This window comes from uncultured Nostoc sp., from assembly GCF_964245575.1.
In the GTDB taxonomy this organism is placed as follows: domain Bacteria; phylum Cyanobacteriota; class Cyanobacteriia; order Cyanobacteriales; family Nostocaceae; genus Nostoc.
The window spans coordinates 1-13,835 of record NZ_CAXTNP010000218.1; the positions used below are offsets into that span (position 1 = coordinate 1).

13 protein-coding genes and 1 tRNA gene are annotated in these 13,835 nt (G+C 41.5%); 11 read left to right on the forward strand and 3 right to left on the reverse strand.

Annotated elements, in window-relative coordinates; genetic code table 11:
• Positions 1–110: 110 nt before the first annotated feature.
• The 3 genes from larC (at position 111) to ACFFAP_RS27455 (ending at position 3,335) form a co-directional block, all read left to right on the forward strand.
• A complete protein-coding gene (gene larC / locus ACFFAP_RS27445) occupies positions 111–1,436 on the forward strand; it encodes a nickel pincer cofactor biosynthesis protein LarC (protein ID WP_375514193.1) in 1,326 nt (441 codons plus the stop codon).
• 468 nt (positions 1,437–1,904) lie between these two features.
• Positions 1,905–2,501, forward strand: coding sequence for a hypothetical protein (locus ACFFAP_RS27450; protein ID WP_375514194.1), 597 nt, complete (start codon positions 1,905–1,907; stop codon positions 2,499–2,501).
• Positions 2,502–2,720: 219 nt separating this feature from the next.
• On the forward strand, positions 2,721–3,335 hold the full coding sequence (locus tag ACFFAP_RS27455) for a hypothetical protein (protein ID WP_375514195.1): 615 nt from the start codon (positions 2,721–2,723) through the stop codon (positions 3,333–3,335).
• Positions 3,336–3,697: 362 nt separating this feature from the next.
• On the opposite strand, the gene ACFFAP_RS27460 is transcribed toward ACFFAP_RS27455, so the two are convergent.
• Positions 3,698–5,356 carry an NAD(P)H-hydrate dehydratase gene (locus ACFFAP_RS27460; RefSeq protein ID WP_375514196.1) on the reverse strand — a complete coding sequence of 553 codons (1,659 nt, stop codon included), beginning with the start codon at positions 5,354–5,356 and terminating at the stop codon, positions 3,698–3,700.
• Between the two features lie 328 nt (positions 5,357–5,684).
• Here ACFFAP_RS27460 and ACFFAP_RS27465 point away from each other — a divergent pair, with 328 nt between their 5' ends.
• The 8 genes from ACFFAP_RS27465 to ACFFAP_RS27500 all read left to right on the forward strand — a co-directional run bounded on the left by ACFFAP_RS27465 (position 5,685) and on the right by ACFFAP_RS27500 (position 13,029).
• Complete coding sequence (locus ACFFAP_RS27465; protein ID WP_375514197.1) at positions 5,685–5,864, forward strand: hypothetical protein; 180 nt, start codon at positions 5,685–5,687, stop codon at positions 5,862–5,864.
• Between the two features lie 157 nt (positions 5,865–6,021).
• Positions 6,022–7,227 (forward strand): murein hydrolase activator EnvC family protein, encoded by a 1,206-nt coding sequence (locus tag ACFFAP_RS27470; protein ID WP_375514203.1) that lies wholly within the window; start codon positions 6,022–6,024, stop codon positions 7,225–7,227.
• Positions 7,228–7,289: 62 nt separating this feature from the next.
• A tRNA-Arg gene (locus ACFFAP_RS27475) sits at positions 7,290–7,362 on the forward strand.
• Between the two features lie 636 nt (positions 7,363–7,998).
• Positions 7,999–8,439, forward strand: a complete 441-nt coding sequence (locus tag ACFFAP_RS27480) for a MerR family transcriptional regulator (protein WP_375514204.1) — start codon at positions 7,999–8,001, stop codon at positions 8,437–8,439.
• 87 nt (positions 8,440–8,526) lie between these two features.
• On the forward strand, positions 8,527–10,062 hold the full coding sequence (locus tag ACFFAP_RS27485; RefSeq protein ID WP_375514198.1) for an N-6 DNA methylase: 1,536 nt from the start codon (positions 8,527–8,529) through the stop codon (positions 10,060–10,062).
• Positions 10,062–10,640, forward strand: a complete 579-nt coding sequence (locus tag ACFFAP_RS27490; RefSeq protein ID WP_375514205.1) for a Uma2 family endonuclease — start codon at positions 10,062–10,064, stop codon at positions 10,638–10,640. The genes ACFFAP_RS27485 and ACFFAP_RS27490 overlap by 1 nt, the downstream gene beginning before the upstream one ends.
• Positions 10,641–11,708: a hypothetical protein gene (locus ACFFAP_RS27495; RefSeq protein ID WP_375514199.1), complete on the forward strand. Its 1,068-nt coding sequence runs from the start codon at positions 10,641–10,643 to the stop codon at positions 11,706–11,708. It begins immediately after the preceding gene.
• Complete coding sequence (locus ACFFAP_RS27500) at positions 11,701–13,029, forward strand: restriction endonuclease subunit S (protein ID WP_375514200.1); 1,329 nt, start codon at positions 11,701–11,703, stop codon at positions 13,027–13,029. Before ACFFAP_RS27495 ends, ACFFAP_RS27500 begins: the two co-directional genes overlap by 8 nt.
• A gap of 3 nt (positions 13,030–13,032) precedes the next feature.
• Here ACFFAP_RS27500 and ACFFAP_RS27505 read toward each other — a convergent pair whose 3' ends face one another.
• Both ACFFAP_RS27505 and ACFFAP_RS27510 read right to left on the reverse strand, forming a co-directional pair.
• Positions 13,033–13,395 (reverse strand): hypothetical protein, encoded by a 363-nt coding sequence (locus tag ACFFAP_RS27505; RefSeq protein WP_375514201.1) that lies wholly within the window; start codon positions 13,393–13,395, stop codon positions 13,033–13,035.
• A gap of 36 nt (positions 13,396–13,431) precedes the next feature.
• A complete protein-coding gene (locus ACFFAP_RS27510; RefSeq protein ID WP_375514202.1) occupies positions 13,432–13,644 on the reverse strand; it encodes a hypothetical protein in 213 nt (70 codons plus the stop codon).
• Positions 13,645–13,835: the final 191 nt, after the last annotated feature.

Below are 13,835 nucleotides of genomic sequence, written 5' to 3' on the forward strand. Positions count from 1 at the left end.
GGATTGGGGACTGGGGAGAATAACAAATGACTAATGACTAATGACTAATGAATAATGACTAATGACTAATGACTAATGAATAATGACTAATGACTAATGACTAATTTATTATGAATAAAATTGCTTATCTTCAATGTCCGACAGGAATTTCTGGTGATATGTGCCTGGGTGCTTTGGTGAGTTTGGGTGTTCCTGTGGAGTATTTAATTGAAAAACTCAATGGGTTGGGTGTTGAACAGGAATATCAGTTAAGGGCAGAATTTGTCCAACGCAATGGTCAGCAGGCGACTAAAGTCCATGTGGATTTAGTACACGATCGCCACCATCACCACCATCACGACCACGAACACAGTCACGATCGCACACGCCACCTGCCTGAAATAGAGCAGATGATTCTCAAAGCTGGGTTGCCATCACGGGCAGAAGCTTGGAGTTTGGCGGTATTCCGACAGCTAGCAGTAGCAGAAGGGGCGGTGCATGGCATTTCTCCTGAAAAAGTTCATTTTCATGAGGTGGGTGCTGTAGATGCGATCGTAGATATTGTGGGTACTTGCCTGGGGTTAGATTGGTTGGGCATTGAGAGCAATGAGTCAGGATTGCCCTTACTTTACTGCTCGGCGTTCCCGACTGGTGGCGGCACTGTTCGGGCTGCACATGGTCAGATGGCAGTACCAGTACCAGCAGTATTAAAGCTGTGGGAAATGCGGGGTTGTCCAGTTTATAGCAATGGGATTGATAGAGAACTGGTGACACCAACAGGAGCTGCGATCGCTACTACTTTGGCTAGAGATTTTGGTTCACCACCCGCGATCGCTATCAAGCAGATAGGACTGGGAGCAGGAACCATAAATTTACCCATTCCCAATATTCTACGCCTCTGGTTGGGTGAAAGCGTAAGTTTACTGTCCAATTTTAGCGATTCTGAAGATACTATCGCAAATTTAGAAAATTTCAGCGATTCTGAAGATACTAGCCAAAATTTAGAAACGATATCAGTACTAGAAACTCAAATTGATGATTTAAATCCGCAAGCGATCGGCTATGTGTTTGAGGCATTGTTTGCTGCTGGTGCGGTGGATGTTTTTACCCAAGCGATCGCTATGAAAAAGTCCCGTCCAGGGATTTTGCTGACTGTGATTTGTCATCCAGAAAATTTACTCAGTTGTGAAGCAGTTATATTCCGCGAAACTACAACTTTGGGTATTCGGCGAACAACTCAGCAACGCGCCATTTTACAACGGGAAATTCAACAAGTGGAAATTGAATATGGTCAAGTGCGCGTCAAGATAGCATGGAAAGGGCAATCACCAGAAAAAGTTATTGCAAATGTGCAGCCAGAATATGAAGATTGTGCAGACTTAGCCCGAAAACATAATATTCCTTGGCGCGAAATTCAACGGTTGGCACTACAGCGTTGGTATTTAGTCAATGGCTGATATAAATTCCTCGTTCCTCGTTCCCAGTCTCGTACTGGGAATGCCATCCTAAAGGTTCTGCCTCTGCTCACACATCAATAAACTCTACCGTGTTTCGCTTTTACAAGCGTGCCATTCGATTGTTATATTTTGGGCGATGGAAAACTTCCATTTTCCGACATTTTTAGAGATATGAATTTTTCTAGTTTAAGTAATGATGTTGTTCAAATAATTCGCACTAACTAGTCCAATTGGAGAATTGTCATACTCAAAATGATCAAACTCGATACTTACGTCTTAAAGAATAAGTTTATGTACAACAACGCTTTAGATTACTTTTAAATAAAACTGATAAGCTATGCACTACCCACTATTTAATAGTTATATTCAGGTACTGACACAATGTCTTTATCCATATCTTACTAAATTTTATATATTGCTAATTGTAAGCAACGTTATAGCGTTGAAATTTCTAAGCATAAGTCAATAATGCCCCCTATTCAACTGATCTACACCAACGTGTCTAAGCTTCAGTTTAGTTTTTTAGTAGGCTTAATCAGCGCCCTTAGCGCTTGTGTTAATCTACCAGCAGCAGCTTTACCAGGGCAAGACGCCCAGACAGTAATACGATGGTCAGATGATCATCAGTTGATTGCTCTCCTCATGCCTAGCATCAAATTACAAACGGCAGAACCCGATTTTTACTCTACATCTAAGTGCCTTGGCAAGGAGTTAAGTTTTGCCGTTTGGGCACCTAATGGCTTGGTGATCCGAGAAATGATCGATTATCAATCTAGTGATACGTCTTTCAATTTCGATCCAAACAATTCCGCCGGAATTAATCTGATTCAACAAGTGTACGATTCTGCGATCGCTCAAGATTTTGCTTCTTCCACCCTGATATATCACAGAAACGATAACACGCTCAGACCCAGTTTTTACCGAGGTAAGCGCTACGGATATACCACGCTACACTTTCTTGATCGCCGCCACCAAAATATAACTCAGCAACGCGCTGTGTCACAGCTAACATTAGTGCCTCTGGGCCAACTAGAAAACGAAATTCAACTTGATAAAAAAATCTAGGGTTATTTCCTCAACTTCGATAGTGTGAACTATTTCAAGGTCAGATGGCGGCTGATTGCTGTGGAATTGGTTTATTCTTGCTTCTGGGTTGCGGCTGAGTCTAATGCATAAGCTAACTTCACTCATTCCTAACTAAACAATGATGGCACGCATATACCCCGCTATCCTTGAACGGGGTTTCCTTACAAATACTGTTCATAGCAATAAACAAGCAAAATCATGAAACTTCTTAAATTAGTAAGCATGTTCCTGTTAACAGGAGCATTTGTAAGCGCTCAGACTATTATCAGCATAACTTTTTCACACCCTGCTGTCTCACAGTCCACTAATCGCAGTAAAACGATTGAAGTACCATTTAAAATTTGTAGCTCATCCGAAACATGGGTGCGTCCTACTAAAGCAGAACAAATGAAGTTTCTGCTGTCTACGAAAAGATATGATGATCTGACTAAGGAACCTGAGTATTATGAAAGATGGTTGAGGTATAACATTTTTTCGTTTACAACTTTTGGCGGTAGTTCGTTTTTTGATTATCATTATCTTGCGGGTTTATGGACACCCACAGGTAATCCTGTATGGCAATGTGATAAAAAATTCTCAAGGACTAAAATTAACACTGGAGAGATAGCTGAAGTTTGGGTTTTGCTGTACAGAGTAATAAGTATTAAGTGGGTAGGCAATCACTATCTTATGGTAGTTAAGCCTACAAAAAAAGGTTTTCAAAAAATTCAATTATCTAGACGAGAGGATCAGGATTCACTTCCATTAAAAGTCATTACTGAAGACGGTAGCGAGATGAAAGTGTTACCCTTTTCACCCAGCAGGCCGTATTAATAGGACTTACGCATCGTACATAAGTACTACACGCAATTTAAGTGTTTCAGCTATGTTTAGCATCTAGCGATGTCTACGACGGGCTACGCCTACGCAAATAAGCGAATAAATAAGGGTTATGCAAAGCGCCCGAAACGAACAAATACCGTAAAACATATTATGGCTAATTTGTACAGTGCGTAAGTCCTAGTTATATGATTGCGGAGGCAAAAAATGCCATTTCAAAGCACAGATGGACAAAGAAAAAGGGAGCGCTTATATCCGACTATATGACCAAGCATTGTTACCTTGGTAGACTACTAATGGTTGCCTGTAATTTTTCTTTTTGGATCTGGAGTTTTTGAGTCATAGTTATAATCAGTTTAATTACTTAGAATTTTTATTAAATATTGTGTCAATGTAAACGCATCTACACCCAGTTCGCTACGCTCTTGGGATGCTAAAATACCCGCTTGCGAATGCCACCATGCAGCAGTTGTCACAATATCTTCTACGGGAATCTGTTTAGTTGCTGCTTGCGCCAACAATCCACCCAGTAGCCCAGTTAACACGTCACCGCTACCGCCACGCGCTAAGGCGGGTGTGCTTTCAGAAACGATCCAAACAGCACCTTCAGGGTTTGCGATCGCAGTTCTCGCCCCTTTCAACAACACTACTGCCCCACTTTGCGTTGCTGCTTCCTGTACTGCTTTCACCCTGTCATGTTTGGCATCGGGGACATCAGGAAATAATCGCTCAAATTCGCCAGTATGGGGTGTGAGTACGGTTACGGCAAGACGTTTTTTTAGCGTGGCGATCGCTCCCATTTGTGCCAAGATATTTAAACCATCGGCATCGAGAAGCAAAGGGCGATCGCTTTCTATGACTTCTTCCACAATCGGAGTAGCATCTCGTGTTAAACCGGGGCCACAAGCGATCGCATTAAAGGAACTCAGATCGGTTTTTTCGGGTAATTGTAATTGAGCGATCGCTCCAGTTTCCGTCTCTGGACAACCGATAATTAGCGCTTCTGGCAAGTGTGACACCAAAAGAGATTTTAGCGATTCCGGTACGGCAATCGAAAGCATCCCCACACCACTAGCCCTAGCACCCAAACCAGTTAAAATTGCTCCACCTGCATAGCGCCGCGAACCGCAAATCAACAGTAAATGTCCTTCCTTATATTTGTGGGTGACTGCTGGACGAGGTAGGGGTAAAGTAGCAAGTGCCGTTGCTGATGTAATACGTTTAATCCTGGGTGTATCTTTTAGAACAGCTTCTACATCAGCTAAAGGAATATCGAAATCGATTAACTCAGCTTTGCCGAGATATTCCAGCGCCTGATCTTGGAAGAAAGCTAGTTTCCATAAACCCAAGCAAAAAGTGTGAGTGGCGCGAATCGCAGTTCCTAATACTTCGCCTGTGTCGGTGTGTAAACCTGAAGGTAAATCGATGCTATAAATCGGCACAGGCAATTCATTTAGCTGATTAATTGCAGAGGCAATGGGATCAGTGAGATTTTTTTCTAAACCATACCCAAACAAGCCATCAATCAACAAATCAGAATCTGGCAGTTGCTCAATTGTTTGATAAATTGGAATGCCCAAACTCTGAGCATACTGCAAGTGTTGCGAAGTTAATTCCTTAAGCTTAGAAAAAGGAGAATAAATCCAAACCTCATACCCGCGAAAGTGTAATTCCCGAGCTACTACTAAAGCATCTCCGCCATTATGACCGGGGCCGACAAGAATTCCAACACGAGGATTTAGGGAAGGGGAGATGAGGGAGAAAATTTTACCTTGTCCCTGCGTCCCTTGCGCGTCTCTGTCAGGAGAAGTTCTGTTTGCCGTCAGCCGACGCTCAGACTTATCTCCTTGTCGAAAGTGTGGATATATTTGTTGAATGCGATGGGCAATTAATCCCGCCACCTTTTCCATCAAAGCTACTACAGGCATTCCCTCTGCAAAAATCCGCTCTTCAATATCGCGCATCTGCCCAGCAGTGACTACCACTTGCGAAATTTTTTCTTGCCTGTTGTGCATCAGTCGTGAGTCCTGTTAGCGGATGGCTATGGTTGAGCCAGTGCTGAGTTATGAGTTTCAGTTACCCTGAAACTTTAGCAGATTTCAAAACCCTTCATACAAATAAAAGGTTAATAACATCAGGATAATGGAATTATTTTACACAATTCCACCAAACAAGAGGTTTACTACTTTATTCATTAGCTTAAAATGAGGATGTGCTTACCACCTCGCAACTTCTCACCTTGCTCACTGAGGTTAGCTTTGAGTGAATCGCGATAGTCGATCAATTTCTTAATACAGTCTTGCGTAAAAGCATAGCGTTTTTAATGCGGCCGACGCATTAACAATGCAAGCTGATGCATTAACGATGCAAGCTGACGCATTAACGATGCAAGCTGACGCATTAACGATGCAAGCTGATGCATTAACATTGTATTGGGATGCATTGGCATTGCAAGGGGACGCATTAACAATGCAAGCCGTATTTCGATTTGCTGTTCATATAGGACTCTTATTTTATTTTTGAACAAGACTACTGATATACCTGCTTAATGCTGACGTGGCTGGAATCCTTGTGTTACAACTTGGCAGACCAATTTAATAATGCGTTGGAGTGGGTGAATCAGATTTTGGGAATAATCCTCATAGTGTTTGAAAGCATCATTTTGGTTGGGCTGCACACTATGAGAGCGCGATTTCTAGAAAAAAAGCAGATTTTTGGTTGTTTATGTATTGCATTTTGCTGCATTTTGTGGATTTGTTTGGCATTAATTCCAGCCTACGCAACGTTTACAGAGTCTATTGATACTTTGCGACAACAGCAGCAACAAATGAACCAGCAGCGTCAGAGTGTGGTTAACGATCGCGATCGCTTAACAAATCTCCAACAAGAAGCCCAAAAACACCTGACTGGTTTAGAGCAAAATCTGCAAACTACAGATAACTATATTCAAGAGAGCGAATCACGATTACAACTGGCCACCCAACGCCTTCAGCAGTTAGAAACTGATTTAGCTGTGGCGGAACGTGACTATGAGGAGCGTCAAATAGCAACAGTAGCACGATTGCGTTATCTCCAGCGATCGCCTGCATCTGTTGGATGGGCAGTTTTGCTCCAAAGTCAAAATATCAGCGACTTTCTCAACCGCCGTCATCAGTTGAAGTTAGTGTATCAGGCAGACGAACAAATTTTGGTAAAACTCAACCAACAAGCAAACCTGATCAATAAACAAAAAACGGAAGTAGAACAGCAAAAAAACGAAATTGCCTTGATTCGTGAGCAATTGTTAGCACAAAAATCCGATTATCAAACTCAGGCGCAGTCACAATCAGAATTGATTCAACGCCTCAATAGCGATCGCCTGGCCTTGGAAGCAGCGCAAAACCAGCTAGAGAGGGAATCCAAAAATCTGGAAGTCTTGATTCAACAAAAGGTAGCAGAAGCTAGAGCAACAGAAGAAGCCCAAGCAAAAACCAACAGCCGTACAAGTGTGATCATTCGGGGAACGGGTGTAATGGCATATCCTAGCGATGCTGCTACTAGCAGTCCCTTCGGCTGGCGGATACACCCAATCCTTGGCTATCGTCGCTTTCATGCCGGGTTAGATTTTGCCGCTAGCTATGGTAGTAAAATTCGGGCAGCCGATTCGGGCAGAGTGATTTTTGCTGGGTGGTATGGTGGTTATGGCAGAGCTGTAATTATCGACCACGGCAATGGCATGACTACACTATATGGACATACCAGCGAGTTGTATGTTTCTGAAGGACAAACAGTTGAACGCGGACAAGCGATCGCTGCTGTCGGTTCCACAGGTTTTTCAACTGGGCCCCACCTCCACTTTGAAGTCCGCCTGAATGGTACACCCGTTGACCCAGCTAATTATCTTTAACCCAGACAAGTTTCTCTAGGCTGCAAATTTGATCAAAGACGTGCTATAATATGGAAGATTAAGGGCGCGTAGCTCAGTGGATAGAGCAACAGATTCCGGTTCTGTGGGTCGGGGGTTCAAATCCCTCCGCGCTCGTTACTTGTATATTAACTAATTATTTGTCACTGTTAAGACATTAGTGTCATATTTAACTAATTGATGTCACTGTTAACACATTAGTGTCACATTTATATCCTGCTATATCTTTGATAAGTATGGCAGCATTATCCTTGTGGATATAACTGATAACTGGATTAATTATTCACGAATAGAGTTAGAGGTCAGTCCCTCCGAACAAAGAATCTGTTGCTCTATCCTTTCAACCCACCTAAAAGCTGTCAGCTTGGCATCGAAATTGAGAAACAGTCCCAAAAAGTCAATGCTTTTAAAGTAATGCTAATACTGAGAAAGAACTAATCTACGAACAAGATAGTAGATATTTTTCAACCCACCTCAAGCTGGGAGGGGTGTTGAAACCAAATCAAATACCTTTCGATAGCTTGTGGAGATTCTTTCAACCCACCTCAAGCTGGGAGGGGTGTTGAAACATCCCGTTGCTCCTTCTCGTTGGCAAGTAAAAATCTACTTTCAACCCACCTCCAGCTGGGAAGGGTGTTCAAACTGAGCTTGATACTGTCTATATCATCTATCGCCCAACTTAGGGAGGACGATACTACCAGCTTTATATGTTTGTGCGATCGCTAGAATTTCTTTAGCTATCAATCTGTCTACATTACGAGTAAACAAGCTGCTGAAATCACAGGCTGCACTCTTTGCCAGCTCCAATACTGGCGAGAAAAGGGTGTAGTTATGCCTGTTATCGGTGAAACTGGAATAGGGCGTAGTATTTATTACTCAAAGCCGAATTTGATGGAACTGGCAGCTTTTGTTTTTTTTTTGTCTATGGGGCTAAATTTTGATGTTGCTAATACTACGCTTAAAACATTGAAAGACAAGGAACCAGAATTATTTGAATCTGGGAAAGGTACGCGGTGGATGCTCCAACAAGACAATCACAAGCGATCGCTCGAACTTGTAGAGTTTGAATTAGAACAAGCGATGCTTAACGGCAAGCCGCTTTGCGTCTACGCCCAAATCAAAGCAGGCCAACCTGTAATTCCAGTATGGTTGGATACCATACACGAGCCTATAGCCAGCAAGTTGAAAGATTAGACTTCAGCAATTTGGAAGTGTATTGGAGTGTCTCTCAACATAGAGATATACTGGCAAAGCATTAGTGTCGCAATCTCAGCATTTACTATGGGCAAACTCACGCTGCCGCAACTAGAACGTCATCTTTTTTCTGCTGCTGATATTCTGCGGGGAAAGATGGACGCTTCGGACTTCAAAGAATACATCTTCGGGATGCTTTTTTTAAAACGCGCCTCGGATGTATTTGAGCCGCAGTATGAGCAGATTTTGCAGCAGAATTTGCAAAGGGGACGGACACAAGAAGAAGCAAACATGAGGGCAGAAAGCCCCATCAGTTACCAAGAAACTTTTTTTGTACCAGAAAAAGCGCGGTGGGCATATATTCGTGATCAGCTACATAAAAACGTCGGACAAGGGCTAAATGATGCTTTAACGGCATTTGAGGAAAGTAACGAAGCGCTGACAGGTGTATTAAAACATATTGATTTTAATCGTCAAGCTGGTAAAAATCGGATTCCTGATGTCAAGTTGCGCGAACTGATTAAACACTTCAATAAATATCGTTTGCGAAATGAGGATTTTGTATTTCCTGATTTGCTGGGTGCTGCTTACGAGTACCTGATTAAAGAGTTTGCAGATTCAGCCGGGAAAAAAGGGGGCGAGTTTTATACGCCGCGTGAAGTCGTGCAACTGATGGTGCGACTGCTAAAACCCCAAACCGGAATGTCAGTTTATGATCCCTGTTGTGGTTCTGGGGGAATGTTAATTCAGTCCAAGCAATATGTAGAAGAATGCGGTCGTGATGCTAGAAATTTAGCACTATACGGTCAAGATAATAACGGCGGGGTATGGGCAATTTGCAAAATTAATATGCTGCTGCACGGCATTCGAGATGCAGATATACATAATGACGATACTCTGTTTAATCCCTTGCATATTGCTGACGGTGAACTAATCCGCTTTGACAGAGTAATCAGTAATCCGCCTTTTTCTCAAAACTATAGCCGAGAGGGAATGCAATTTTCTGGACGCTTTACGCATGGTTATTGTCCTGAGACGGGTAAAAAAGCAGATTTGATGTTTGCCCAGCACATGTTGGCTGTTCTCAAAACTGATGGGATGATGGCGACGGTAATGCCGCATGGGGTGCTGTTTCGCGGTGGAGAAGAAAAGAAAATTCGGGAGAGTTTTATTAAACACGATCAATTAGAAGCGGTGATTGGCTTACCACCCAATTTGTTTTATGGCACAGGTATCCCCGCCTGTATTTTGGTGATGTGTCCACAAGGGGCGAAACCTCTTGAACGCCAGGGAAAAGTTTTGTTTATTAATGCTGATGCTGAATATTATGCAGGTCGCGCTCAAAATTATTTGCGTCCTGAACATATTGAAAAGATTTCCTGGGTGTTTGAAAATTTTCTGTCTTTACCTGGATATTCCACAGTAGTAACTAAAGAAGAATTAAGAGATAACGATTACAACTGCAATATCCGTCGCTATGCTGACAACGCGCCACCGCCAGAACCGCACGATGTACGGGCGCATTTGTTGGGGGGAATTCCTAAAGTAGAGGTAGAGGCTAAATCTTCGCTATTAGCAGCGCATGGGTTTGATGCAACTAGGATTTTTGTGGAGCGCAATTAATTATGACTGTAACCTTACAATTACCTCCTAATCTGCAATTTACTGATGAGGAATTTGCACAAATTGTAGCCGTGAATAAAGAATTACGACTAGAGTTAACTGCTGAAGGGGAATTAATTATCATGTCACCTACTGGGGGAGAAACAGGAAACCGTAATTTTGAACTGTATCTTGATTTAGGAGTTTGGAACAGACAAAATAAGCTCGGAAAAGCTTTTGATTCTTCTACTGGGTTTAAACTGCCAAATGGTGCAACTCGTTCACCTGATGCTTCTTGGGTAAGGATAGAAAGATGGGATGCTCTTACTCCAGAACAAAGAAAGAAATTTATCCCTTTGTGTCCTGATTTTGCAGTGGAATTAGTTTCTGAAACTGATGATGTGGAAGATACTAAAGCCAAAATGGCGGAATACTTAGCAAATGGCTTACAACTGGGTTGGTTAATTAATCCTAAAGTTCAACAAGTAATCATTTATCGCCCAAATCTTGCACCGGAAGTTTTACAATCTCCCACAAGTTTATCGGGTGAAGATGTTCTCCCTGGTTTTGTTTTAAATTTACAGCAGATTTTTGCATAGATGACTGATTATTTTGATTTTATTTCTCCAATCACTGAACGTTCTCAAATTAAAAGTTTTATCGAAGCTGATGCTGGTGTGCAGCATCAAGAAGGCAAACTTTATAATGTGTTTGCTGCTTGGTGGCAAATACACTCTACTAGTTTGGGTGACTTGCCTAAAACTAAAAAGGTGATGGAACTCCGCGCTGAGTTTTTTAGTTCTTTTGTGGATAGCTTGGAACCTGTGGGATTACTTGACCGCTTTAAAGTGGCGGGTGTGGTTGCTAGTTGGTGGAATGAACAGAGGTATGAACTGAGAACTTTATCAGAGTCAGATTTTGGTGGTTTAGTTGATAGTTGGGTAGATACGATTAAAGATGCTTTAGAACAAGATGATGACGAGAAGAAAAAGCAGGCAAAATTTGACCCTCTAAATCATAAATTGGTTGGGCGGTTGATGCCGGATTATTTACAAGACATTGCTGAAGCTGAGGCGAAGATTGCAGAATTAGAACAGCAAAAGTCAGCTTTTGAGCAGGGAGAAGAAGCTGAGGCGGATATTGAAGAAGGTGAAGAATCAGAAGCAGTTAATATTGTTAAGGATTTAGAGACAAAGCTGAAGTATTTAAGAAATTTGATTAAAGAGCCGAAGAAGGAATTCAAGATTTTAAAGAAGACACCTTTATTTAATAAGGATAAAATTGCTGAACATGAGGCTTTTATTGAAGAGAATGAAGCGGAAATTGCCAAAATAGAAGCCCAACTAGAACCCTATAAGGAAATTGTTAAGCAGTTGAAGGAAGGAAAGGCACAATTAAAGACATTAAAGAATGAATTGGTGAAGCGTTTGTCAGCCGCGCGGGCTGCGTTGACTGATGAAGATTGTCAGGAGTTAGTCTTAGCGATTTTCAAAGATGGGTTAATTGCTGAATTGGAGCGATATGTTACCGCGCATCGTCAGCAGGTGATTGCGGCGGTAGAGAATTGGTGGGATAAGTATCGGGTGACGTTGCAGGATATTGAGACGGAACGGGATGCAGCAGCGAAGAAGTTGAATGAGTTTTTGCAGGGTTTGGGGTATGCGTGAGGTTTTCGAAAAAACGGAGGAGTTTAAGGATTCGCCTGTTGGGAGGATTCCGAAGGATTGGGAAGTTTCTTCACTTGCAGGTATCACTCAATATATAACCTATGGATTTACCAATCCAATGCCAACTACTAAAGATGGCCCCTGGATGATAACAGCTTTAGATATAGCTAATGGGATTATTCACTATCAACAGGCTCGGCATACATCAGAAAAAGCTTACAAAAATGGCCTTACGCAGAAGAGTAAACCCCAAATAGGCGACATTTTAATAACCAAGGATGGGACGCTAGGCAGGATTGCTGTTGTTGACCGAACAGATATATGTATAAATCAATCAGTTGCCTGCTTACGACCATTACCTGATACAGATATCAAATTTCTAGTTCATTACTTAAGTTCTGGTCAAGGACAAGACCAAATGCTGGCGGATGCTGGAGGGTCAACAATTAAGCACCTCTACATCACCAAAATAGCGAAGATGGAAGTGCCTGTTCCACCAACTGAAGAAAGAAGAAAAATTGTAAAAATTTTGGATACGGTGGATGATGCGATCGCACGCACATCTTCCCTTATTATAAAACTTAAACAAACTAAAGCCGGACTACTGCAAGACTTGCTCACACGCGGGTTAGATGACGATGGCAAATTGAGAGATCCACAGGCGCATCCTGAACAGTTCAAAGATTCGCTACTGGGACGAATTCCGAAGGATTGGGAAATTAGATTACTCTCAACAGTTGCAGAAGTTAACTCTGGTGTAACTTTAGGTAGAAATATTAGCGGTGTTGGAACTATTGAATTACCTTATCTTCGAGTTGCAAATGTACAAGATGGATACTTAGAACTTACCGATATAAAAACAATCCGTGTTTATAAAGAAGAAGTTACTAGATTTTTATTACAACCAGGAGATGTATTGATGAATGAAGGCGGAGACTACGACAAGCTTGGTCGTGGAACTGTTTGGAATGGGCAAATTGTACCATGCCTTCATCAAAATCATGTTTTTAGAGTTCGCCCAAACGGAGATTATTTAATTTCAGAATTTTTAGCTTTAATATCTGGCTCTACTTACGGAAAAAGATTTTTTATTCTAAGTTCAAAACAATCAACTAATTTAGCATCAATCAACTCTACTCAGTTAAAATCATTTCCAATTCCATGCCCAACAATATTAGAACAGCAAAGAATTCTGAGCGTGTTTAAACTTAACGAAACTCGCATCCGCGCAGAAGAAGCTTACCTTAACAAGCTCAAACTCCAAAAACAAGGACTGATGCAAGACTTATTAACTGGCAAAGTGCGCGTAAAAAATCTCTAGATATCAACTTTTATTAGTAACCTTATAACTAGCAATTACCTTCCGTTGAGGTTCTAAACTTTTATCTCGATTTTGAAACTCATCTAACAACCGATAGAAACTATTAAAACCCTCTTGTTCACTCCCACAGTGGAGCATAATAATCTTTGCCCAAGAGTTAGAAGTTGAGACATGATATTTTTTCTGCACCCAAGGTTGAAACTCTTGATAAAAATCCATTTCTTCCTCAGTTGCTTTAACTTCTAATTCCCTTAAAGCAGTTTTAAAACCAACTAAAAAATGAAACAGATCGCTAACAGAAGCACGCCCGATATACATTCCTGGCTTAGACTTAATTTTTTGCAATATTTCAAATAATTTGCTCATCTTAATTTTTTTCTCCCAGCTACTAATATTTCAATTCTAAAGCTCATCTAAATAGTCAATCAGAAAATATCTACCAGGACATTGAAAATCATTTAGCCAATTCTCTTTAGTCAATGCCTCTGTAGAGAGATTATCAAATATTCTTCTTTTTACCTCTACTCCGTGTTGAAGGTCATGAAACTCAACAAAGTCCTGAAATGTTGGGTTACGTTCCTCAAGCCAATCTACCCCGGAGGGGGAAAAATTCAAAGTCTCTCTCCTTTTAGGCTACGGTGTACACACAAATATGACCAGCATAGGTTTCAATTCTAGTTGTTTCGTAGGGTGCGTTATGGAGACGCCGAAATAACAAATGCGTACGCCGAAATAACAAATGCGAACGCCAAAATAACAAATGAGTTCGCCGAAATAACAAATGCGAACGCCGAAATAACAAATGC